This is a genomic window from Streptomyces sp. NPDC059080 (assembly GCF_042739975.1).
In the GTDB taxonomy this organism is placed as follows: Bacteria; Actinomycetota; Actinomycetes; order Streptomycetales; family Streptomycetaceae; genus Streptomyces; species Streptomyces benahoarensis.
The window spans coordinates 212,647-232,089 of record NZ_JBHYGX010000001.1; the positions used below are offsets into that span (position 1 = coordinate 212,647).

The window sequence follows — 19,443 nt, forward strand, 5'->3', positions numbered from 1 at the left end:
CCACGCCTGGGCCCGGCACCTCACCCCTCATTCGCCCCGCGGCCAAGGCCGCCCCCCGAAGCGTTCGATGTCGGCGTTGAAGCGGCGCAGGTAGGCGGCGAAGGCGGTGAGGTCCTCGTCGGACCAGTCGGCCATCACGCGGTCCAGGGAGCGGACCGTGCCCTCGCGTTCCTCGTCGAGGGCGTGGGCGCCCCGGTCGGTGAGGCGGAACTTGCGGGCCATGCCGCCGTCGGGGTCGGGGATGCGCTCCACGTAACCGGCGCGGAGGGCCGCGGCGGTCTGGCGGTTGAGGGTGGAGGCGTCGAGGGCGAAGGCGTCGGCCAATTCACCGATCGACATGGGGCCCTGCACCCGGATGCGGCTGAGCAGGAGGTAGACGCTGTGGTCCAGTTCGCCGCCCCGGCGGCGTCCGCCCCGCCGGTTCAGCGTGTGGCGGCTGAGCAGCATCTGCTCGTACTCGATCGCGTCTGTCGGTCTGTCCATGCCTGCCGTCGCTTCCTGGTGCCTGCTGCTTGACGCCGTTCCTGCTGCTTGGCGCCACGTCGCCACCCGCCCCCACTGCGGGGAAGCGGTCGCCCTCCATCCTCTCACGCACTATGCATCGTGCATATCGCGTGTGTGATGCATAGTGTGTGCACGATGCATATCGTCGGGCGCCCCCGGCGGCGTCCCGTATGCCCCGCCGCCCGGCCCGTGTCGCCCGTACCGCCCCCACTCCCTGCCGCCGCCCGGCCCGTACCGCGCCCGCGTCGCGGCATGGACCACGGAGAGGAAGAGGAACACCATGTCCCACCCCCACGGCACGCCCGTCCCGCCCGCCGGCCCGCAGGCCGACGCCGGCCTGGAAGCCCTCCGCGCCCGCTACCGCGCCGAGCGGGACCGCCGCGTCCGGCCGGAGGGCCGCGGGCAGTATCAGCAGGTCACCGGCGAGTTCGGCTACTACGACGAAGACCCGTACACCGACGGGGAGTTCACCCGTGAACCGCTGCACGACCGCGTCGAGGTGGTGATCCTCGGCGGTGGGTTCGGCGGACTGCTCGCCGGGGCGCGGCTGCGGCAGGCGGGCGTGGCGTCGATCCGGGTGATCGAGAAGGGCGGCGACTTCGGCGGCACCTGGTACTGGAACCGCTACCCGGGCATCCACTGCGACATCGAGTCGTACCTCTACCTGCCGCTGCTGGAAGAGCTGGACTACGTCCCGAAATGGCGGTATGCGCCGGGCGAGGAGATCCGGCAGCACGCGCGGGCGATCGGCCGCGCCTTCGACCTCTACCGTGATGCCTGCTTCCGGACGCAGGTCACCGAGTTGCGCTGGGACGAGGACGCGGCCGAATGGCTCGTCGCCACCGACCGCGGCGACCGGATACGCGCGCGGTACGTGGTGACCGCCAGCGGCACCCTCAGCGAGGCGAAACTCCCCGGGATACCGGGCATCGAGACGTTCCGCGGGCACACCTTCCACACCAGCCGCTGGGACTACGCGTACACCGGCGGCGACGCCGACGGGAACCTCCACCGCCTCGCCGGCAAACGCGTCGCCCTGATCGGCACGGGCGCCACCGCCATCCAGTGCGTCCCCCATCTCGGCGCCGACGCCCAGGAGCTGTACGTCTTCCAGCGCACGCCCTCCTCGGTCGACGTCCGCGGCAACCGCCCCACCGACCCGGAATGGGCCGCGGCTCTGACCCCCGGCTGGCAGCGGCGCCGCCGCGACAACTTCCTCACCCTCGTCACCGGCGGCCACGTGGACGAGGACCTGGTCGACGACGGCTGGACCAGCACCGCCCGCCTCCAGCAGAAACTCATCCCCAGCGACAGCTACGCCGCGGTTCCGCCCGAGGAGCGCGAACGCGCCTACGAGCTGGCCGACTTCCGGAAGATGGACGAGATCCGGGCGCGGGTCGATGCCGTCGTCACCGACCCGGCGACCGCGGAACTCCTCAAGCCCTGGTACCGCTACATGTGCAAGCGGCCCACGTTCAGCGACAGCTACCTCCAGACGTTCAACCGCCCGAACGTCACGCTCGTCGACACCGCCGACAGCCACGGCGTGGAGCGGATCACCGAGCAGGCGGTCGTCGCCGGCGGCCGCGCGTACGAGGTCGACTGCGTCATCTTCGGCACCGGCTTCGAGGTCGGCGTCTCGGGCCTGACCTCCGGACGGCTTCCGGTGTACGGCAGGGACGGCGTCGCCCTGACCGACACATGGCGGCAGCGTGGCCCGCGGACGCTCCACGGCTTCTACAGCCATGGGTTCCCCAACCTCTTCCAGCTCGGGCCGCTGCAGAACGCCAGCTCCGTCAATTACGCCCACATCCTCGACGAGCAGGCCGCCCATGTCGCCGAGGTCGTCGCCGCGGCCCGCCGCAGCGGCGCCCGCCGTGTCGAGCCGACCGCCGAGGCGGAGGACGCGTGGGTCGCCACGATCCGCGAGAAGGCCGCCGACCTGCACGCCTTCCAGGCCGAATGCACCCCCGGCTACTACAACAACGAGGGCAGGCCCCGCGAGCGCAGCGAGTCGTACGGCGACGGGCCGGTCGCCTTCCACGCCCTGCTCCGCGCCTGGCGTGCGGGCGACGGGATGCGCGAGGTGCTGGTCGACGCGGAGCCGCACGGGGAGGGCCGGTGAGCCCCAGCCGCTACGGGCCCTCCCCGGAGCCGTCGTCCCCCACCCGCCGGGAGGTGCGGCGGCTCAACCTCCCCAATCCGCTGTGGGGTTCGAACGGCGTCGCGTTCGGCCCCGACGGGCGGCTGTACGTCGCGCAGTTCCTGGCCGGGCAGATCAGCGCCGTCGATCCGGCCACCGGGGACGTCGAGGTCGTCGTACCGATGGACGGCCCGGTGCAGTCGCCCGACGACCTCGCCTTCGGGGCCGACGGGTCGATGTACATCGCCGATCTGGTCCCCGGCCGGGTGTGGCGCCGCACCCCGCAGGGCGTGTTCAGCCTCGTCTCCGACCAGGTGGCCGTGGTCAACGGCATCACCTGCGTCGGCGACCGGCTCTTCGTCAACGAGATGCGGATGAACGGCCGCCTCCTTGAGCTGTTCCCCGACGGCGGCGCGCCCCGGGTGCTCACCGAGGGTCTGGCCCTGGGCAACGCCATGCAGCTCGGGCCGGACGGGCACCTCTACTACCCGCACATGGTCACCGGCCAGGTGTGGCGGATCGCCCCGGACGGCGGGGCGCCGGAAAGGGTCGCCGAGGACGTGCACGAACCGGTCGCGGTCCGCTTCGACCGGGGCGGCGTCCTCTCCGTCCTCTCCCGGGGCGTCGCCGGTCTCGTCACCCGCATCGACCTGCACGGCACGGGCACCAGAACCGTCGTCACCAGCGGCCTCGCGGGCCTGGACAACGCCGCGTTCGACGCGGAGAACCGCATGTTCGTCTCCAGCTACGCCAGCGGCGGCATCACCGAACTCCACCCCGACGGCCGGACCCGGGAGATCGTCCCGCGCGGACTCGACGGCCCCTACGGGGTGACCGTCGCCCCGACCGGCACGGTGTACGCCGCCGACCACTACCGGGTGGCCGGACCCGTGGGCGGCGCCGGTTTCGACGGTGTGCCCACCGAGGTCCTGCGGCCGTTCGCCCACGGCATCGCCGCCGACGGCGACCTCCTCCACCTCACCTCGCAGTACGGCGAGGTCACCACGTACGACCCGGCCGACGGCAGCACCCGGGTCCGGGCGCGCGGACTGCGGCAGCCGACCGGTCTGTGCGTACGGCCCGACGGCGGGCTGATCGTCGCCGAGACGGGCGCGGGCCGGGTGCTCGCCGTCGCCGCTGACGACGCCGTCACGGTGCTGGCGGAGGGGCTGGAGCGGCCCGTGGACGTCGCGCTCGACGCCGACGGTGTCTGCTACGTGAGCGATGAGCGGCGCGGGGCGGTGCTGCGGATCGACGACGGCCGGGTCACCGCCGTCGCGGACGGTCTGGACGCGCCGCAGGGGCTGGCCGTGACCGGTGACGAGCTGTTCACCGTGGAGAGCGGTGCGCGCAGGCTGACCGCGATCGCGCTCACCACCGGTGAACGGCGCGTCGAGGCCGAGGAGTTGGCGGTCGGCCCGCCGCCGGACACCGCGCCCCGCGAACGCCCCGCGCTGTTCACGCACGGCATGCCCGGGGTGGCCCCGCCGTTCGCGGGCCTCGCCGCCGCCCCCGACGGCTCGCTGCTCCTCGCCGCCAACGGCGAGGGCACGGTGTTGCGGCTGTCGCCCCGCAGACCACCGGAGCGCGATGCGTCGCCCGACGGCGGCGCCCCCGACGAGATCACCGCCCCTGACGAGATCACCGCCCCTGACGAGATCACCGCCCCTGACGAGGAGACCCCATGAGCACCACCACGACCCCTCCGGCCGGACGCAGCGTCGTCATCACCGGCGCCGCGTCCGGCATCGGCCGCGCCACGGCCCTGAAGTTCGCCGCGGACGGGGACCGGGTCCTGGCCGTGGACGTGCACCGCGACGGCGTCGAGGCCACCGTCCGCGCGATCGAAGAGGCCGGTGGCACCGCCCTATCCGTCGCCGGTGACCTCGGCGAACAGCGGGTCGTCGACGCGGTCGTCGAGCGGGCCGTCGCGGCCTTCGGCGGGCTGGACGTCCTGGTCAACAACGCCGGGATCATGGACCGGATGTCCGCCCTCGGCGAGACCGACGACGCGGAGTGGGACCGGGTCCTGCGGATCAACCTCACCGCGCCCTTCCTGCTGACCCGCGCCGCGCTGCCCCACCTGCTGGCCGCCGGTGGCGGCGCGATCGTCTTCACCGCCTCCGAGGCGGGACTGCGCGGCGGCGCCGCCGGAGCCGCCTACACCGCCGCCAAACACGGCGTGATCGGCCTGGTGAAGAACCTCGCCGTGACCTACCGCGACCAGGGCATACGGGCCAACGCCATCGCCCCCGGACCCACCGCCACCGGCATCCGCGTCGACGCGGCACCGGAGGCGCACGGTCCCGCCGTGATCGGCCGGCTGATCGGCGCGGTCACCGGCCGCATCAGCAGCCCCGAGGAACAGGCCGCCGCCCTCGCCTTCCTCGCCTCCGACGCCGCCTCGTTCATCAACGGCGCCGTGCTGCCGGTGGACGGAGGCTGGTCGGCGGTCTGAGGAGAGCCACCGGGCGTACCCGGGCCGCCGGGCGCCTGCTCGTACGGGGGAGCGCGGGCGCCCGGGCCGGGGAATCGGGTGCCCCGCCACCGCGTACCCGCCTCCCCCTGTGCGGTACCACCCCGCCACCCCCCTGTGGCACTGTCTACGTGGCCCGCACCGCGATCAGGAGTTTCCCCATGCCGCAGATCCTCGTCTCCTACGACGCGTCCCTGGACGACGTCCTCGACCGCCGGGCCTTCGCCCGGGAGCTGCACGCGGTGGCGGCGGAGACCGACGACGGCATCACCGTGGGCGGCTGCCGGACCCGCTTCCAGCGCGTCGAAGAGACCGTCATCGGGGACGACCAGCCCGGACAGGCGCTGATCCACCTGGAGTTCGCGATCCTGCCGGGCCGCACGGAGGTCGCCAAGCGGGCGCTGGGCGCCGCCGCGCTGGACGTGCTGCGCCGCCACACCGCCACGGTGCCGTCCGGCACGGTTGTGCACGCCTCGGTGGACGTGACCGAACTGGGTACGGCCTACACCGCGTACAAGGGCCCCGGCGGCACGGGCGCCTGACCCGCCCGTCCCCGGCCACCGACCGGACCACGAGAGGGACACCATGACCGAGCTGTACCCGCCGATCGAACCGTACGACCGGGGCATGCTGGACGTCGGCGACGGCAACCTCGTGTACTGGGAGGTCTGCGGCAACCCGCACGGCAAGCCCGCCCTCGTCGTGCACGGCGGACCGGGCTCGGGCTGCACGGAGCGCGCCCGCCGGAGCTTCGACCCGGCGCGCTACCGCACCGTCCTCTTCGACCAGCGCGGCTGCGGCCGCTCCACCCCGCACGCCGCCGACCCGGCGACCGATCTGCGTCACCACACCACCGCGCACCTCGTCGCCGACATGGAACGCCTCCGCACCCACCTCGGCATCGACCGCTGGCTGCTGTGCGGCGGTTCCTGGGGCTCGACGCTGATCCTCGCCTACGCCGAGCACCACCCGTCCCGCGTCTCGGAGATCGTCATCCCGAGCGTCACCACCAGCCGTCGACGCGAGATCGACTGGCTCTACCGGGGCGTCGGCCGCTTCTTCCCCGAGCAGTGGCAGCGGTTCCGCGACGGCGCCCCGGAGGCCGACCGCGACGGGGACCTGCTCACCGCGTACGCCGCGCTGATGGCCGACCCCGACCCGGCGGTACGGGAGCGGGCCGCGACCCGCTGGTGCGCCTGGGAGGACACGGTGCTCTCCCTGGAGCCGCACGGCGCGCCCGATGTGTACGGCGGCCGCCCCTCCACGGCGCGGCATGCGCTGGTACGGCTCTGCGCGCACTACTTCGCGCACGGCGCCTGGCTGGAGGAGGGCGCCCTGCTGCGCGACGCGGGCCGCCTCGCGGGTATCCCCGGCGTCCTCGTCCACGGACGGCTCGACCTCAGCACACCGCTGGAGACCGCCTGGGAACTGGCCCGCGCCTGGCCCGGCGCGGAGCTGACGGTCATCGACGACGCCGGGCACAAGGGCAGTGCGGCGACCCGGGACGCGGTGATCGGGGCGCTGGACCGGTTCGCGGGGGCCGACGGGGCGTGACCGGGCGCGGCGCCCGCCGGTGGCCGGGGGAGGGCCGGGCCGTCAGCCGCTCGGCCACGGCCGTCCCCGGACCCGGCCGGCATCGGTCCCGGCAGGCGCACGCTGATGTCGGATTTCCGCCAGCGCCGTGCCGGTCGGCGGGCAATCCTGGAGTCATGCACACCGACACCGAGAGCTGTCTGCGCGCCGTGCGGTCCAAGGACGCCCGCTTCGACGGCCGGTTCTGCACCGCCGTGGTCACCACCCGGATCTACTGCCGCCCCAGCTGCCCCGTGGTGCCGCCCAAACCGCAGAACATGCGCTTCTACCCGAGCGCCGCCGCGGCCCAGCAGGCCGGATTCCGCGCCTGCAAACGGTGCCGCCCCGACGCCGCGCCGGGCTCCCCGCAGTGGGACGAACGCGCCGACCTCACCGCCCGCGCGATGCGGCTGATCGCGGACGGCGTCGTCGACCGCGAGGGCGTCCCCGGACTCGCGTCGCACCTCGGATACAGCACCCGCCAGATCGAGCGGCAGCTCCTCGCCGAACTGGGCGCCGGACCGCTCGCCCTGGCCCGCGCCCAGCGCGCGCAGACCGCCCGGCTGCTGATCGAGACGACGACGCTGCCGATGGCCGAGGTGGCGTTCGCCGCCGGGTTCGCCAGCATCCGTACGTTCAACGAGACGGTGCGGGAGGTTTTCGCGCTCGCCCCGGGCGAACTGCGGCAACGCGCCGCCCCCGGCCCGCGCCCCGCGCTGCCCGGCACCCTCACCCTCCGGCTGCCGTTCCGCCGCCCGCTCTGCCCCGACAACCTCTTCGGCCACCTCGCGGCCACCGCCGTCCCCGGCGTCGAGGAGTGGCGCCACGGCGCCTACCGCCGCACCCTCCGCCTCCCGTACGGCCACGGCATCGTCGCGCTCACCCCGCGCCCCGACCACATCGACTGCCGCCTCTCCCTCACCGACCTGCGGGACCTGACCGGCGCCATCGCCCGCTGCCGCCGGATGCTCGACCTGGACGCCGACCCGGAGGCGGTCGACGGCCAGCTGCGCCGCGACCCGGTGCTGGCGCCGCTGGTCGACGCGGCCCCCGGACGGCGGGTGCCGCGTACCGCGGACGCCGACGAGTTCGCCGTCCGCGCCGTCCTCGGCCAGCAGGTCTCCACCGCCGCGGCCCGTACGCACGCGAGGCGGCTGGTCCTCGCCCACGGCGAACCGGTCGACGATCCCGAGGGCGGCCTCACCCACCTCTTCCCGACCCCGCAGGCGCTCGCCGGACTCGACCCGGAGAAGCTGGCGATGCCCCGCACCCGCCGCACCACCCTCACCGGGCTGATCGCCGCGCTCGCCGACGGCGCGCTCCACCTCGGCGTCGGCGGCGACCGCGCCGAGGCCCGCGCCCGCCTCGCCGCACTGCCCGGCGTGGGCCCCTGGACCGTCGAATGCATCGCCATGCGCGCCCTGGGCGACCCGGACGCCTTCACCCCCACCGACCTCGGCCTGCGCCGCGCCGCCATGGCCCTCGGCCTGCCCGGCACGCCCGCGGCCCTCATCCGCCACTCCACCGCCTGGAGCCCCTGGCGCGCCTACGCCGTCCAGTACCTCTGGGCAACGGAGGACCATCCGATCAACGTCCTCCCGGCCGACTGACCGGCGGCCCGCACCCTTCGCCACGAACCGGACCGCCCCGACCCCGACCGGTCCGACCGGCCGCCCACCACTCCGCACCACCACTCCGCACCACCACTCCGACCGACTGAGACGGCAGGCCATGACCACACCCACGCCCCCGGGAACCACCCCCGCGCCGCCCGCCGACCGCGCCCACACCGTCCTCGACGGCACGCCCGTCGGCCCGCTCACCCTCGTCGCCACCGGGCCCGCGCTCTGCGGCGTCTACATGACCGACCACCGCCACCGCCCGCCGCTGGAGACCTTCGGCCGCCGCGCCGACCCCGCCGAGGCGCCCTTCGCCGAGACCATCGCGCAGCTGGATGCCTATTTCCGCGGCGAGTTGACCGTCTTCGACCTGCCGCTGGACCTCGGCGGCACACCGTTCCAGCGCCGCGTCTGGGCCGAGCTGGGCACCCTCCCGTACGGCACGACCGTCACCTACGGGCAGCTCGCCGACCGCCTCGGCGTCCCCTCCGCGGCCCGCGCCGTCGGCCTCGCCAACGGCCGCAACCCGGTCAGCATCATCGTCCCCTGCCACCGCGTCATCGGCGCCAACGGCAGCCTCACCGGCTACGGCGGCGGCCTCGACCGCAAGCGCCGGCTGCTGGCGTTCGAGAGCGCGGAGCAGGACGGCGACGGGGCGCTGTTCCCGGTGGCCGAAGTGGGGTGAGCGGGGCGCACCGTAAGAGGCCGGGCGCTGCCCGGCCCGGCGGGGCGCCGATGTCCCGCCGGGCGCCGCCCGCTATCCGCCCACGGCCTCCCGCACCCGCGCCACCAACCGCCGTGCCCGCTCCAGCGACCGGCGCAGCGGCTCCTCCTCGGTGCCGAGGCCGCCGAGCAGCGCGGCGGCGTCGCGGGCGAACCCGGGCGGCGTTCCGGGCAGCGCCGCGGCCGCCGCGAGGGCGCCCTTCTCGTTGACGCACCAGACGCGGTGGTGCGCGTGCAGCGCCTGGACGAGGGCGCCGACCGCCCGCGACAGACAGAGCGCCGCGTGCAGCACGTCCCCCCGCCCGGGCGCCTTCGCGGCCATCGTCACCGAGAACTCCGCGTCCCACACCGCCCGCCCGCACAGCGCCGTCCGCAGCGCCTCCGGATACACCCGTGTCGCGCCCCGCAGCTCCGTCAACTCGCCGCCGGGATCGGCCAGTACGCGTCCCAGCGCGACCTCACCCGGATACGCGGGGGACCAGAACCCGAGCGGATGCCCGAGCTGTTCCCCGATCTCGTACCGCCCCTCGCGGCACTCCTCCCACACCCGCCGCACCCGGTCCACGTCCCGCAGAATCCAGTCCACGGGCGCCCCGCCACCGACCGGCGTCAGCCACGCCCCGCCGTTGACCCACGGCCCCCACGCACCCGGCGGAAACACCTCGACGGGCCCACCGGCGACCTCCGCCGCCAGCGCCCCCAGCGCCCGCAGATCCACCTCGCCCCGGTAGTAGACGCCGAAATCCCAGTCGGAGTCGGCCCGCTGCGTCCCCCGCGCCCGGCTCCCCCCGAGCATCACCCCCACCACCCCCGGCACCTCGGACAGGCGTACGGCGATCTCTTCCACGGCAACTCCTCGACGGACGGCGGTACGTACGGGGCGGGTGAGCGGCGAGGCGTCAGCCGTCGGCGCGCAGATCACGCGCGGCGACGATCTGGTCGCCGCTCAGCTCCCCGGTGGGCCGGTCCCGAGCCGCAGAGGGAACGGTTCGGGACCGTGTTCCCCGACCCGCTCCAGACGGGATGATCGCAGCATGCGGGCACCGTACGGTCGGCCACGGGAGCGTTCAACGGCTTTTCCCGGCCGGTGGCCGGTCCCGCTCCCGTGGAGACCCCGGCCTTCTACCCCACCGGCACCCGCCCATCCTCCAACTCCACCGTCCCCGTCCCCCGCTCCAGGGCATCAAGAGCAGCCCGCACCCGGAGCGCCAGCTGAGGATCGAGCAGACGGGCGGCCTCCTCCCACGGGGACATGCGCCAGGACACGAGCTCGTCCTCCTGGAGGCGGATCGAGGCGAGCGCGGCGTCGTCCAGGGTGCCGCCGTCGAAGAGGTAGGACACCACGGGCGGCCAGCCCGGACTTCGGACCCAGTCGACGGCGAGCAGGGCGCCGACCCGGACGTCCAGGCCGATCTCCTCCGCCGTCTCGCGGCGCGCGGCCTGGCGCGGGGATTCCCCGGCGTCCGACTCGACGGTGCCGCCGGGCAGCAGCCAGCAGTCCCGGTAGTCCGGCTCCACCAGCAGGATCCGGCCCGCCGTGTCCCGCAGGACGGTTCCGGCGCCGGACAGCACCCGCGGCAGGCTCGCGATATAGGTCGCCTCATCCATCGTCGTCATGGCCGTGAGCATAGGAGAGACGCCCCCTCGCGCGGGTCCGCGGACGCCGGGGGAAACCCTGTTCGCGGTGGCTTTCGCCGGATAGGGTCGCAGCGGCGCGACCGCCAGTTCGAAAGCAAGGGGAAACGCGATGGCGGACGCAGCAAGGACAGCGGCACATGTGCTGATCGCCGCGGACAAGTTCAAGGGCTCCCTCACGGCCGCCGAGGTCGCCGCGCACGTCACGGCGGGCCTGCGCCGCGCCGTCCCGGGCCTCGACGTGACGGCCGTCCCGGTCGCGGACGGCGGCGACGGCACAGTCGCCGCCGCGCTGGCGGCCGGTTTCACCCGGCACGAGGCGCGGGTCACCGGCCCCACCGGCACCCCGGTCACCGCGGCCTTCGCGCTGCGCGGTGACGGCACCGCGGTCGTCGAGATGGCCGAGGCGTCCGGCCTCCAGCATCTGCCGCCCGGCGTCTTCGCCCCGCTGACGGCGACGACGTACGGCACCGGCGAACTGCTGCGGGCCGCGCTCGACGCCGGGGCCACCTCGATCGTCTTCGGCGTCGGCGGCAGCGCCACGACCGACGGCGGCGCGGGCATGCTGGCGGCGCTCGGCGCCCGCTTCCTCGACGCGGACGGCGCCCCGGTCGGCCCCGGCGGCGGCGCCCTGCGCTCCCTCGCCACGGCCGACCTCTCCGGCCTCGACCCGCGGCTGGCCACCACGGGCCTCGTCCTCGCCGGCGACGTCGACAACCCGCTCATCGGCCCCAAGGGCGCGCCCGCGGTCTACGGTCCGCAGAAGGGCGCGAGCGAGGCCGACGTCGCGGAGCTGGACGCGGCGCTCACGCACTACGCCGCCGTCCTGGAGCGGACGCTCGGCGCCCGGGCCGCGGACTGCGCCCTCGCGCCCGGCGCGGGCGCGGCCGGCGGGATCGGCTACGGCGCGCTGGTCGGTCTCGGCGCCACGTTCCGGCCCGGTATCGACGTGATGCTGGACGTGCTGGGCTTCGCGCCCGCGCTGGCCGGGGCGACCTTCGTCATCACCGGCGAGGGCTCGCTCGACGAGCAGACGCTGCACGGCAAGGCGCCCGCCGGCGTCGCCGCGGTGGCCCGCGCGGCCGGTCTGGACGTCGCCGCGGTCTGCGGTCGGCTGCGGCTGCCCCCCGAGGCGCTGGCCGCCGCCGGGATCCGGCGCGCGTACCCGCTGACGGACCTGGAGAGCGACCCGGAGCGCTGCATGGCCCAGGCGGGCCCGCTGCTGGAACGCGCCGCGGAGCAGCTCGCCCGCGACCTGCTGAGCTGAGCCCGTACGGGCCACCCGTAAGGGCCGGTCGGCGGCGCACCCGTACGGGCCGGTCGGCCACCGCACACGCCGGTCGGCCACCGCACACGAAAGAGCCCCGAGCGGAGATTCGCTCGGGGCTCTCGGTGCAGCGCATACGCGCCGTTACGGCAGCTGTGCGGCGCGGGCCTCGCGGCGGTTGTCGCGGAAGGTGTTCACCCGCCGGGCCGTCGCGAAGAGCGGGATCATCGCACCGAGGACGATCTGCAGGGCACAGCCGGTCTGCAGCAGCCGCTGGCCGGCGGGCGCGTCCAGCGCCCAGGCGGCGAGCATGCCCATGCTGAGCACGATCCAGCCGAGCATCGCCACGGCGAGGCGGCCACGCGGCTTCGGGTACTCGACCCGGCTCACCATCAGCCAGGCCACCCCGATGATCGCCAGCAGTGTCGGCAGGAACGGCAGCTCCAGCAGGACGATGGCGACGACGGTCAGCGCGCCGAACGGGCCGGGCATGCCCTGGAACATGCCGTCGCGCATCGGTACGCACGAGAAGCGTGCGAGCCGCAGCACCACGGCGAGCAGGACCACGACCGCGGCCACCACCGACACCTGCTGGTTCGCGTCCTGGGCGACCATGCCCCAGGTGACGACGAAGTAGGCGGGGGCCAGGCCGAAGCTGATCAGGTCGGAGAGGTTGTCGAGCTCGGCGCCCATCGCGGAGGCCCGCAGCTTGCGCGCCACGAGTCCGTCGAAGAGGTCGAAGACCGACGCGAGCAGCATCAGGATCACGGCCATCGCCGCGCTGTGCCGCGCCATACCGCCGTCGTCCATGCCCGTCAGATGCGGGATGAGGACGCCGGTGGTCGTGAAGTAGACGGCCATGAAGCCGCAGATGGCATTGCCGAGGGTGAGGGTGTCCGCTATCGACAGCCGCGTGGACAGCGGAATGTCGACGTCACCCTCCTCCTCGTTCTCGGGAGCCCAGGCGGCCTGGGTTTCGGAATCAGTCACGGTCAAGACGAGTCACCCCCGCGGTGGTGGCCTGTCCGACCTCGACCGCCGCCTCGACGCCTTCCGGAAGGTAGACGTCGACGCGGGAGCCGAAGCGGATCAGGCCGATGCGTTCGCCCTGCTCCACCTTGGTGCCCTCGGGCACGTAAGGCACGATGCGGCGGGCCACCGCACCGGCGATCTGGACCATCTCGACGTCACCGATCTCGGTGTCGAAATGCCAGACGACGCGTTCGTTGTTCTCGCTCTCCTTGTTGAACGCCGGGACGAACCCGCCGGGGATGTGCTCCACGGACGTCACCGTGCCGGCCAGCGGCGCGCGGTTGACGTGGACGTTCAGCGGGCTCATGAAGATCGCGACGCGGGTGCGTCCGTCCTTCCACGGCATGATGCTCTGCACCACACCGTCGGCCGGGGAAATCACGCGGCCCGAGGCGATCTCGCGCTCGGGGTCGCGGAAGAACCACAGCATGCCCGCCGCGAGAGCGGTGGTGGGCACGGCGACGGCGGCCCAGCGTCCCGAGCGACGGGAACGGGCCAGGCTGACCGCTGCCGTTGCCACGGTCGGGAGGAGCCACGGCGACGCTCCGCGCGCGAGGCGGACGCGACCGCGTGGTGCAGAGGATTGGCTGTGGGGCATGGATGACCTTCGTAGCGGAGGATGCCGCGTAGCGGTTACGGGGGACGGCGGCTTTCCGGGGATGCTATCGGTTACGAGCGGCAACTGGCCAAGAGCCAGAGCCGATCCGTGGCCGAACAAGGATGACGCGGTGTGATCTTCGTCTAGAAGAAATCCTGACAAAAGGGATGTTCACCCCTGGATTCGGTACTCCTCCAGTAGGCGCCGTCCGATGATCATTTTCTGGATCTCGGCGGTACCTTCACCGATCAGCAGCATCGGGGCCTCGCGGTAGAGGCGCTCGATCTCGTACTCCTTCGAGAAGCCGTAGCCACCGTGGATGCGGAATGCGTCCTCCACCACCTCCTTGCAGTACTCGGAGGCCAGATACTTCGCCATACCCGCCTCAAGGTCGTTTCGTTGTCCCGAGTCCTTTTTGCGTGCAGCATTCACCATCATCGCATGGGCCGCTTCGACCTTTGTTGCCATTTCCGCCAATTTGAACTGGATGGCCTGGTGCTGCGCGATCGGCTTGCCGAAGGTGTGACGCTGCTGTGCGTAGTCGACGCCCAGCTCGAAGGCGCGCTGGGCGACGCCACAGCCGCGCGCCGCGACGTTGACCCGGCCCACCTCGACGCCGTCCATCATGTGATAGAAGCCACGTCCGGTCTCGCCGCCGAGCACCCGGTCGGCCGGGACGCGCAGGCCGTCCATGATCAGTTCGGTGGTGTCCACCCCCTTGTAGCCCATTTTCTCGATCTTGCCGGGAATGGTCAGACCGGGGCGGACCTCGCCGAATCCGGCCTCCTTCTCCACCAGGAAGGTCGTCATCGACTTGTGCGGGGCGGTGCCCTCGGGGTGGCCCTCGTCGGTCCGGCAGAGCACCGCCACCAGCGTCGACGAGCCGCCGTTGGTCAGCCACATCTTCTGGCCGGTGAGGAGGTAGTCGCCGCCGTCGCGCACGCCCTTGGACGAGATCGCCGAGACGTCCGAGCCCAGTGCCGGTTCCGACATCGAGAAGGCGCCGCGGATCTCACCCGCCGCCATCCGGGGCAGGAAGTGGTCCTTCTGCTCCTGCGTGCCGTGCTGCTTGAGCATGTACGCCACGATGAAGTGGGTGTTGATGATGCCCGACACGCTCATCCAGCCGCGGGCGATCTCCTCCACCGTCAGCGCGTAGGTGAGCAGGGACTCGCCGAGGCCGCCGTACTCCTCGGGGATCATCAGCCCGAAGACGCCCAGCTCCTTGAGGCCCTCGACGATCTGCGTCGGGTACGCGTCGCGGTGCTCCAGCTCCGTGGCGACGGGGATGATCTCCTTGTCCACGAAGTCGCGGACGGTGGCGAGGATCTCCCGCTGGATGTCGGTCAGGCCCTCGGTCTGCGCGAGACGGGACATGTCTACTTCTCCTTCCGGGCCGCCGGGGCCTTCAGCTCGGGACGGCCGGGCTGCTCTCCGCCGCGCGCCGCGATGTACTCCGCGGTCGGCACCATGACCTTGCGCCGGAAGACGCAGACCAGCGTGCCGTCCTGGTTGTAGCCCACCGTCTCGACCTGCACGATCCCGCGGTCCGGCTTGGAGCGGGACGGCGTCTTGTCGAGCACCGTCGTCTCGCCGTACAGCGTGTCGCCGTGGAACGTCGGCGCCACGTGCTTGAGCGATTCGACCTCCAGGTTGGCGAGGGCCTTCCCGGAGACGTCCGGCACCGACATGCCCAGCAGCAGCGAGTAGACGTAGTTGCCGACGACGACGTTCCTGCCGAAGTCGGTGGTCTCCTCCGCGTAGTGGGCGTCCATGTGCAGCGGATGGTGGTTCATCGTCAGCAGGCAGAAGAGGTGGTCGTCGTACTCGGTGACCGTCTTGCCCGGCCAGTGCTTGTAGACGTCGCCGACGGTGAACTCTTCGTAGGTACGGCCGAACTGCATGGTGCTCACTCCTCGGGAGCTTCGGGCGGGGAGGTACGGGTGGCGCGGGCCGGTGCCGGGGTCATGCGGGGACCTCCAGAGGGGCGAGCCCGTTCGCCGTGCGGATCTCGTCGACGATACGGCCGATGATCTCGGTGATGCCGAAGTCCTTCGGCGTGAACACCGCGGCGACCCCGGCCTCGCGGAGCGCGGCCGCGTCCGCGGCCGGGATGATCCCGCCGACGATGACGGGCACCTCATCGGCCCCGGCGCACTCCAGCCGCGCCAGGACGTCCGGTACCAGTTCGGCGTGCGAACCGGACAGGATCGACAGGCCCACACAGTGCACGTCCTCGGCGACGGCCGCCGTGACGATCTGCTCGGGCGTGAGCCGGATGCCCTGGTAGACCACCTCGAAACCGGCGTCGCGGGCGCGGACCGCGATCTGCTCGGCGCCGTTGCTGTGGCCGTCCAGACCGGGCTTGCCGACCAGCAGCCGCAGCTTGCCGGTGCCCAGCTCGGTGGCGGTCCTCGCCACCTTCCCGCGCACCGCGGCGAGCGGCGTACCGGCCTCGGCGGTGACCGCGAGGGGCGCGCCGGAGACCCCGGTCGGCGCCCGGAACTCGCCGAAGACGTCGCGCAGCGCCCAGGCCCACTCGCCGGTCGTCACCCCGGCGCGGGCGCACTCCAGGGTGGCGGGGAAGAGGTTGGTGTCGCCCGCCGCGGTCTTCTTCAGGGCGGCCAGCGCGTCCTGGGCCCGCGCCTCGTCGCGCGCGTCCCGCCAGGCGTGCAGGGCCCCGACCACCTGCGCCTCGTTGGCCGGGTCGACGGTCATGATCGCGGTGTCCAGGTCGGCGGTGAGCGGGTTCGGCTCGGTGGACTCGTGGCAGTTGACGCCGATGATCTTCTCCTCGCCGGACTCGATCCGCGCCCGCCGCTCGGCGTGCGAGGAGACCAGCTGCGCCTTGAGGTAGCCGGACTCCACGGCGGCCATCGCGCCGCCCATCTCCTGGATCCGGTCGATCTCCGCCCGGCACTCCTCGACGAGGGCGTCCACCTTGGCCTCGACGACGTGCGACCCGGCGAACAGGTCCTCGTACTCCAGCAGATCGCTCTCGTGGGCGAGGACCTGCTGGATGCGGAGCGACCACTGCTGGTCCCAGGGGCGGGGCAGGCCCAGCGCCTCGTTCCATGCCGGGAGCTGGACGGCCCGCGCGCGGGCGTCCTTCGACAGCGTGACCGCCAGCATCTCCAGGACGATCCGCTGGACGTTGTTCTCCGGCTGCGCCTCGGTCAGGCCCAGCGAGTTGACCTGCACGCCGTAGCGGAAGCGGCGCTGCTTGGGGTTCTCGATCCCGTACCGCTCGCGGGTGATCGTGTCCCACAGGCGGCCGAACGCCCGCATCTTGCACATCTCCTCGACGAAGCGGACGCCCGCGTTCACGAAGAAGGAGATCCGCGCGACGACATCGCCCCTGCGCTCCTCGGGGACCTGCCCGGAGGCGAACACCGCGTCCAGGACGGCGATGGCGGTGGACAGCGCGTACGCGATCTCCTGGACCGGCGTGGCCCCCGCCTCCTGCAGGTGGTAGCTGCAGATGTTGATCGGGTTCCACTTCGGGAGGTGGTGGACCGTGTACGTGATCATGTCGGTGGTCAGCCGGAGGGAGGGCCCGGGCGGGAAGACGTGCGTGCCCCGCGACAGGTACTCCTTGACGATGTCGTTCTGCGTCGTCCCCTGGAGCGTGGAGATGTCCGCACCCTGCTCCTCCGCGACCACCTGGTAGAGCGCCAGCAGCCACATGGCGGTGGCGTTGATGGTCATCGAGGTGTTCATCTGCTCCAGCGGGATGTCCTGGAACAGCCGCCGCATGTCGGCGAGATGGGAGACCGGGACGCCGACCCGGCCGACCTCACCCCTGGCGAGGACGTGGTCGGGGTCGTATCCGGTCTGCGTCGGGAGGTCGAACGCGACCGACAGCCCGGTCTGCCCCTTGGCGAGGTTGCGCCGGTACAGCTCGTTGGACGCCTCGGCCGTGGAGTGCCCGGCGTAGGTCCGCATCAGCCACGGACGATCCTTCTGACGCTCAGTCATGGTGCAGCAACCGCCTATCGGTTCGGACAGTGCGACGTCGTGTTCCGGGCCCGCCGGAAGCGCGCACTCATGCGTCGCGGAAGAGGTTGATCGCGTCGAGGTGCTTGGCGCGCATCTCCGCATCGCGGACGCCCAGACCCTCCTCGGGGGCGAGCGCGAGGACGCCGACCTTGCCCTGGTGGAGGTTGCGGTGGACGTCGTACGCGGCCTGGCCGGTGTCGTCGAGGGAGTACACCCTGGAGAGCGTCGGGTGGATCCTGCCCTTGGCGACGAGGCGGTTGGCCTCCCACGCCTCGCGGTAGTTGGCGAAGTGCGAGCCGACGATCCGCTTCAGCGACATCCACAGGTAGCGGTTGTCGTACTCGTGCTGATAGCCCGAGGTGGAGGCGCAGGTGACGATGGTGCCGCCCTTGCGGGTGACGTAGACGGAGGCGCCGAACGTCTCGCGTCCCGGGTGCTCGAAGACGATGTCGACGTCCTCGCCGCCGGTCAGCTCGCGGATCCGCTTGCCGAACCGCTTCCACTCGCGGGGGTCCTGGTGGTGCTCGTCCTGCCAGAATTTGTAGCCCTCGGCCTTGCGGTCGATGATCGCCTCGGCGCCCATCTTCCGGCAGATCTCCGCCTTGTCCTCGCTGCTCACCACGCAGACCGGGTGGGCGCCACCGGCCAGCGCGAACTGGGTGGCGTACGAGCCGAGTCCGCCGCTGGCGCCCCAGATGAGGACGTTGTCGCCCTGCTTCATACCGGCGCCGTTACGGGAGACCAGCTGGCGGTACGCGGTGGAGTTGACCAGGCCCGGGGCGGCGGCCTCCTCCCAGCTGAGGTGGCCCGGCTTCGGCATCAGCTGGTTGGACTTGACCAGCGCGATCTCGGCGAGCCCGCCGAAATTGGTCTCGAAGCCCCAGATCCGCTGCTCGGGGTCGAGCATCGTGTCGTTGTGCCCGTCCGAGGACTCCAGCTCCACGGAGAGGCAGTGCGCGACGACCTCGTCGCCGGGGTGCCAGGAGTTGACGCCGGGGCCGGTGCGCAGCACCACGCCCGCCAGGTCGGAGCCGATGACGTGGTACGGCAGGTCGTGGCGCTTGGCGAGCGGGGAGAGCCTGCCGTAGCGCTCCAGGAAGCCGAAGGTCGGCAGCGGCTCGAAGATCGAGGTCCAGACGCTGTTGTAGTTCACGGAGGACGCCATGACGGCGACCAGCGCCTCGCCGGGGCCCAGTTCGGGCAGCGGCACGTCCTCGACGTGCAGGGACTTGCGCGGGTCCTTCTCGTGGGTCGCGAGTCCGGCGAACATCTCGGCCTCGTCCTTGTGGACGGTGACCGCGCGGTAGGACTCGGGGAGCGGCAGGGCGGCGAAGTCGTCGCGGGTGGTGTCGGGCGCGAGGATCGCGTCCAGGATTTCGTTCACGGTGTGCCTCCGGCGAAGCTCGTTCGGGAACGGCTTGAGGGAACGTCGGGGGTGGTGCGGTGTGCGGATGAGGGGCCGCTGGGTGTCGGCGCCGGTGAGCGCGGTTGCCTGTGACGCAGGCGCCCGAACGGACGGCCGTGGCACGGTCGTTGGGACATCCGGCACGCAGGGATGGGTGCGTGCCGGTCGCTCGGACCCCCTCAACGTATGACACCACGTGCCAGTGAACAAGGCACTGAGTGCCAAGACTTTCTCTCAGATGAAAGAAAGCCCTCACATCTGAGCGATGATCGTTCAAAGGGGTTCCGCGAGCGATGGATGATCGTTCAAAGGGGCCCGCGGATGAGGGATGATCGCGCAGCAGGGCCCGGGTTCCGGACATGCCGCGGGGCCCCCGGAGCCCGGCCCCGCCACGGTGGGGGGGGGAAGGGGGAGGGTGGGGGGGGGGGGGGGGGTGGGGGGGGGGTGGGGGGGGGGCGCGAGGGGCGTGG

At 72.6% G+C, this 19,443-nt stretch carries 17 protein-coding genes; 8 read left to right on the top strand and 9 right to left on the bottom strand.

Annotated elements, in window-relative coordinates; translation table 11 throughout:
- Positions 1-27 precede the first annotated feature (27 nt).
- Positions 28-483 carry a MarR family winged helix-turn-helix transcriptional regulator gene (locus ACFWWQ_RS00475; protein WP_384587701.1) on the bottom strand — a complete coding sequence of 152 codons (456 nt, stop codon included), beginning with the start codon at positions 481-483 and terminating at the stop codon, positions 28-30.
- A 301-nt stretch (positions 484-784) separates the two neighbouring features.
- On the opposite strand from ACFWWQ_RS00475, the gene ACFWWQ_RS00480 reads away from it, so the two are divergent.
- The 7 genes from ACFWWQ_RS00480 (at position 785) to ACFWWQ_RS00510 (ending at position 8,999) form a co-directional block, all read left to right on the top strand.
- Positions 785-2,629 carry a flavin-containing monooxygenase gene (locus tag ACFWWQ_RS00480; RefSeq protein WP_384587704.1) on the top strand — a complete coding sequence of 615 codons (1,845 nt, stop codon included), beginning with the start codon at positions 785-787 and terminating at the stop codon, positions 2,627-2,629.
- Entirely contained in the window at positions 2,626-4,335 is a 1,710-nt protein-coding gene (locus tag ACFWWQ_RS00485; RefSeq protein WP_384587707.1) for an SMP-30/gluconolactonase/LRE family protein, read from the top strand. The genes ACFWWQ_RS00480 and ACFWWQ_RS00485 overlap by 4 nt, the downstream gene beginning before the upstream one ends.
- The gene (locus ACFWWQ_RS00490) at positions 4,332-5,105 is read left to right on the top strand and encodes an SDR family NAD(P)-dependent oxidoreductase (protein ID WP_384587710.1); all 774 of its coding nucleotides are present in this window, start codon (positions 4,332-4,334) and stop codon (positions 5,103-5,105) included. The genes ACFWWQ_RS00485 and ACFWWQ_RS00490 overlap by 4 nt, the downstream gene beginning before the upstream one ends.
- Before the next feature lie 179 nt (positions 5,106-5,284).
- Positions 5,285-5,665, top strand: a complete 381-nt coding sequence (locus ACFWWQ_RS00495) for a 5-carboxymethyl-2-hydroxymuconate Delta-isomerase (RefSeq protein ID WP_384587713.1) — start codon at positions 5,285-5,287, stop codon at positions 5,663-5,665.
- A gap of 43 nt (positions 5,666-5,708) precedes the next feature.
- A complete protein-coding gene (pip, locus tag ACFWWQ_RS00500; protein ID WP_384587716.1) occupies positions 5,709-6,677 on the top strand; it encodes a prolyl aminopeptidase in 969 nt (322 codons plus the stop codon).
- Between the two features lie 155 nt (positions 6,678-6,832).
- On the top strand, positions 6,833-8,305 hold the full coding sequence (locus ACFWWQ_RS00505) for an AlkA N-terminal domain-containing protein (RefSeq protein ID WP_384587719.1): 1,473 nt from the start codon (positions 6,833-6,835) through the stop codon (positions 8,303-8,305).
- 121 nt (positions 8,306-8,426) lie between these two features.
- Positions 8,427-8,999: a methylated-DNA--[protein]-cysteine S-methyltransferase gene (locus ACFWWQ_RS00510; protein ID WP_384587722.1), complete on the top strand. Its 573-nt coding sequence runs from the start codon at positions 8,427-8,429 to the stop codon at positions 8,997-8,999.
- Between the two features lie 72 nt (positions 9,000-9,071).
- Here the strand turns inward: ACFWWQ_RS00510 and ACFWWQ_RS00515 are convergent, their stop codons facing one another.
- Together ACFWWQ_RS00515 and ACFWWQ_RS00520 are read right to left on the bottom strand one after the other, a co-directional pair.
- A complete protein-coding gene (locus ACFWWQ_RS00515) occupies positions 9,072-9,833 on the bottom strand; it encodes a DUF4037 domain-containing protein (protein ID WP_384588140.1) in 762 nt (253 codons plus the stop codon).
- A 326-nt stretch (positions 9,834-10,159) separates the two neighbouring features.
- Complete coding sequence (locus ACFWWQ_RS00520; protein ID WP_384587725.1) at positions 10,160-10,654, bottom strand: NUDIX domain-containing protein; 495 nt, start codon at positions 10,652-10,654, stop codon at positions 10,160-10,162.
- 130 nt (positions 10,655-10,784) lie between these two features.
- On the opposite strand from ACFWWQ_RS00520, the gene ACFWWQ_RS00525 reads away from it, so the two are divergent.
- Positions 10,785-11,939, top strand: coding sequence for a glycerate kinase (locus ACFWWQ_RS00525; protein ID WP_384587727.1), 1,155 nt, complete (start codon positions 10,785-10,787; stop codon positions 11,937-11,939).
- A 144-nt stretch (positions 11,940-12,083) separates the two neighbouring features.
- Here ACFWWQ_RS00525 and pssA read toward each other — a convergent pair whose 3' ends face one another.
- The 6 genes from pssA to ccrA form a co-directional block, all read right to left on the bottom strand.
- The gene (gene pssA, locus ACFWWQ_RS00530) at positions 12,084-12,935 is read right to left on the bottom strand and encodes a CDP-diacylglycerol--serine O-phosphatidyltransferase (protein WP_384587729.1); all 852 of its coding nucleotides are present in this window, start codon (positions 12,933-12,935) and stop codon (positions 12,084-12,086) included.
- On the bottom strand, positions 12,922-13,569 hold the full coding sequence (locus ACFWWQ_RS00535) for a phosphatidylserine decarboxylase (RefSeq protein WP_143940061.1): 648 nt from the start codon (positions 13,567-13,569) through the stop codon (positions 12,922-12,924). Before ACFWWQ_RS00535 ends, pssA begins: the two co-directional genes overlap by 14 nt.
- A 171-nt stretch (positions 13,570-13,740) precedes the next feature.
- The gene (locus tag ACFWWQ_RS00540; RefSeq protein WP_384587732.1) at positions 13,741-14,946 is read right to left on the bottom strand and encodes an acyl-CoA dehydrogenase family protein; all 1,206 of its coding nucleotides are present in this window, start codon (positions 14,944-14,946) and stop codon (positions 13,741-13,743) included.
- A gap of 2 nt (positions 14,947-14,948) precedes the next feature.
- Positions 14,949-15,473 carry a MaoC family dehydratase gene (locus tag ACFWWQ_RS00545; RefSeq protein WP_384587735.1) on the bottom strand — a complete coding sequence of 175 codons (525 nt, stop codon included), beginning with the start codon at positions 15,471-15,473 and terminating at the stop codon, positions 14,949-14,951.
- A gap of 61 nt (positions 15,474-15,534) precedes the next feature.
- On the bottom strand, positions 15,535-17,547 hold the full coding sequence (locus tag ACFWWQ_RS00550; RefSeq protein WP_384587738.1) for a protein meaA: 2,013 nt from the start codon (positions 17,545-17,547) through the stop codon (positions 15,535-15,537).
- A gap of 67 nt (positions 17,548-17,614) precedes the next feature.
- Positions 17,615-18,952, bottom strand: coding sequence for a crotonyl-CoA carboxylase/reductase (gene ccrA / locus ACFWWQ_RS00555; protein ID WP_384587741.1), 1,338 nt, complete (start codon positions 18,950-18,952; stop codon positions 17,615-17,617).
- Positions 18,953-19,443 lie beyond the last annotated feature (491 nt).

Bases quoted from the DNA above. Each gene is read 5' to 3' on its own strand.
- ACFWWQ_RS00475 (WP_384587701.1), bottom strand. From the start codon at position 483: ATGGACAGACCGACAGACGCGATCGAGTACGAGCAGATGCTGCTCAGC.
- ACFWWQ_RS00480 (WP_384587704.1), top strand. From the start codon at position 785: ATGTCCCACCCCCACGGCACGCCCGTCCCGCCCGCCGGCCCGCAGGCC.
- ACFWWQ_RS00490 (WP_384587710.1), top strand. From the start codon at position 4,332: ATGAGCACCACCACGACCCCTCCGGCCGGACGCAGCGTCGTCATCACC.
- ACFWWQ_RS00495 (WP_384587713.1), top strand. From the start codon at position 5,285: ATGCCGCAGATCCTCGTCTCCTACGACGCGTCCCTGGACGACGTCCTC.
- pip (WP_384587716.1), top strand. From the start codon at position 5,709: ATGACCGAGCTGTACCCGCCGATCGAACCGTACGACCGGGGCATGCTG.
- ACFWWQ_RS00505 (WP_384587719.1), top strand. From the start codon at position 6,833: ATGCACACCGACACCGAGAGCTGTCTGCGCGCCGTGCGGTCCAAGGAC.
- ACFWWQ_RS00510 (WP_384587722.1), top strand. From the start codon at position 8,427: ATGACCACACCCACGCCCCCGGGAACCACCCCCGCGCCGCCCGCCGAC.
- ACFWWQ_RS00515 (WP_384588140.1), bottom strand. From the start codon at position 9,833: ATGCTCGGGGGGAGCCGGGCGCGGGGGACGCAGCGGGCCGACTCCGAC.
- ACFWWQ_RS00520 (WP_384587725.1), bottom strand. From the start codon at position 10,654: ATGACGACGATGGATGAGGCGACCTATATCGCGAGCCTGCCGCGGGTG.
- ACFWWQ_RS00525 (WP_384587727.1), top strand. From the start codon at position 10,785: ATGGCGGACGCAGCAAGGACAGCGGCACATGTGCTGATCGCCGCGGAC.
- ACFWWQ_RS00535 (WP_143940061.1), bottom strand. From the start codon at position 13,569: ATGCCCCACAGCCAATCCTCTGCACCACGCGGTCGCGTCCGCCTCGCG.
- ACFWWQ_RS00540 (WP_384587732.1), bottom strand. From the start codon at position 14,946: ATGTCCCGTCTCGCGCAGACCGAGGGCCTGACCGACATCCAGCGGGAG.
- ACFWWQ_RS00545 (WP_384587735.1), bottom strand. From the start codon at position 15,473: ATGCAGTTCGGCCGTACCTACGAAGAGTTCACCGTCGGCGACGTCTAC.
- ACFWWQ_RS00550 (WP_384587738.1), bottom strand. From the start codon at position 17,547: ATGACTGAGCGTCAGAAGGATCGTCCGTGGCTGATGCGGACCTACGCC.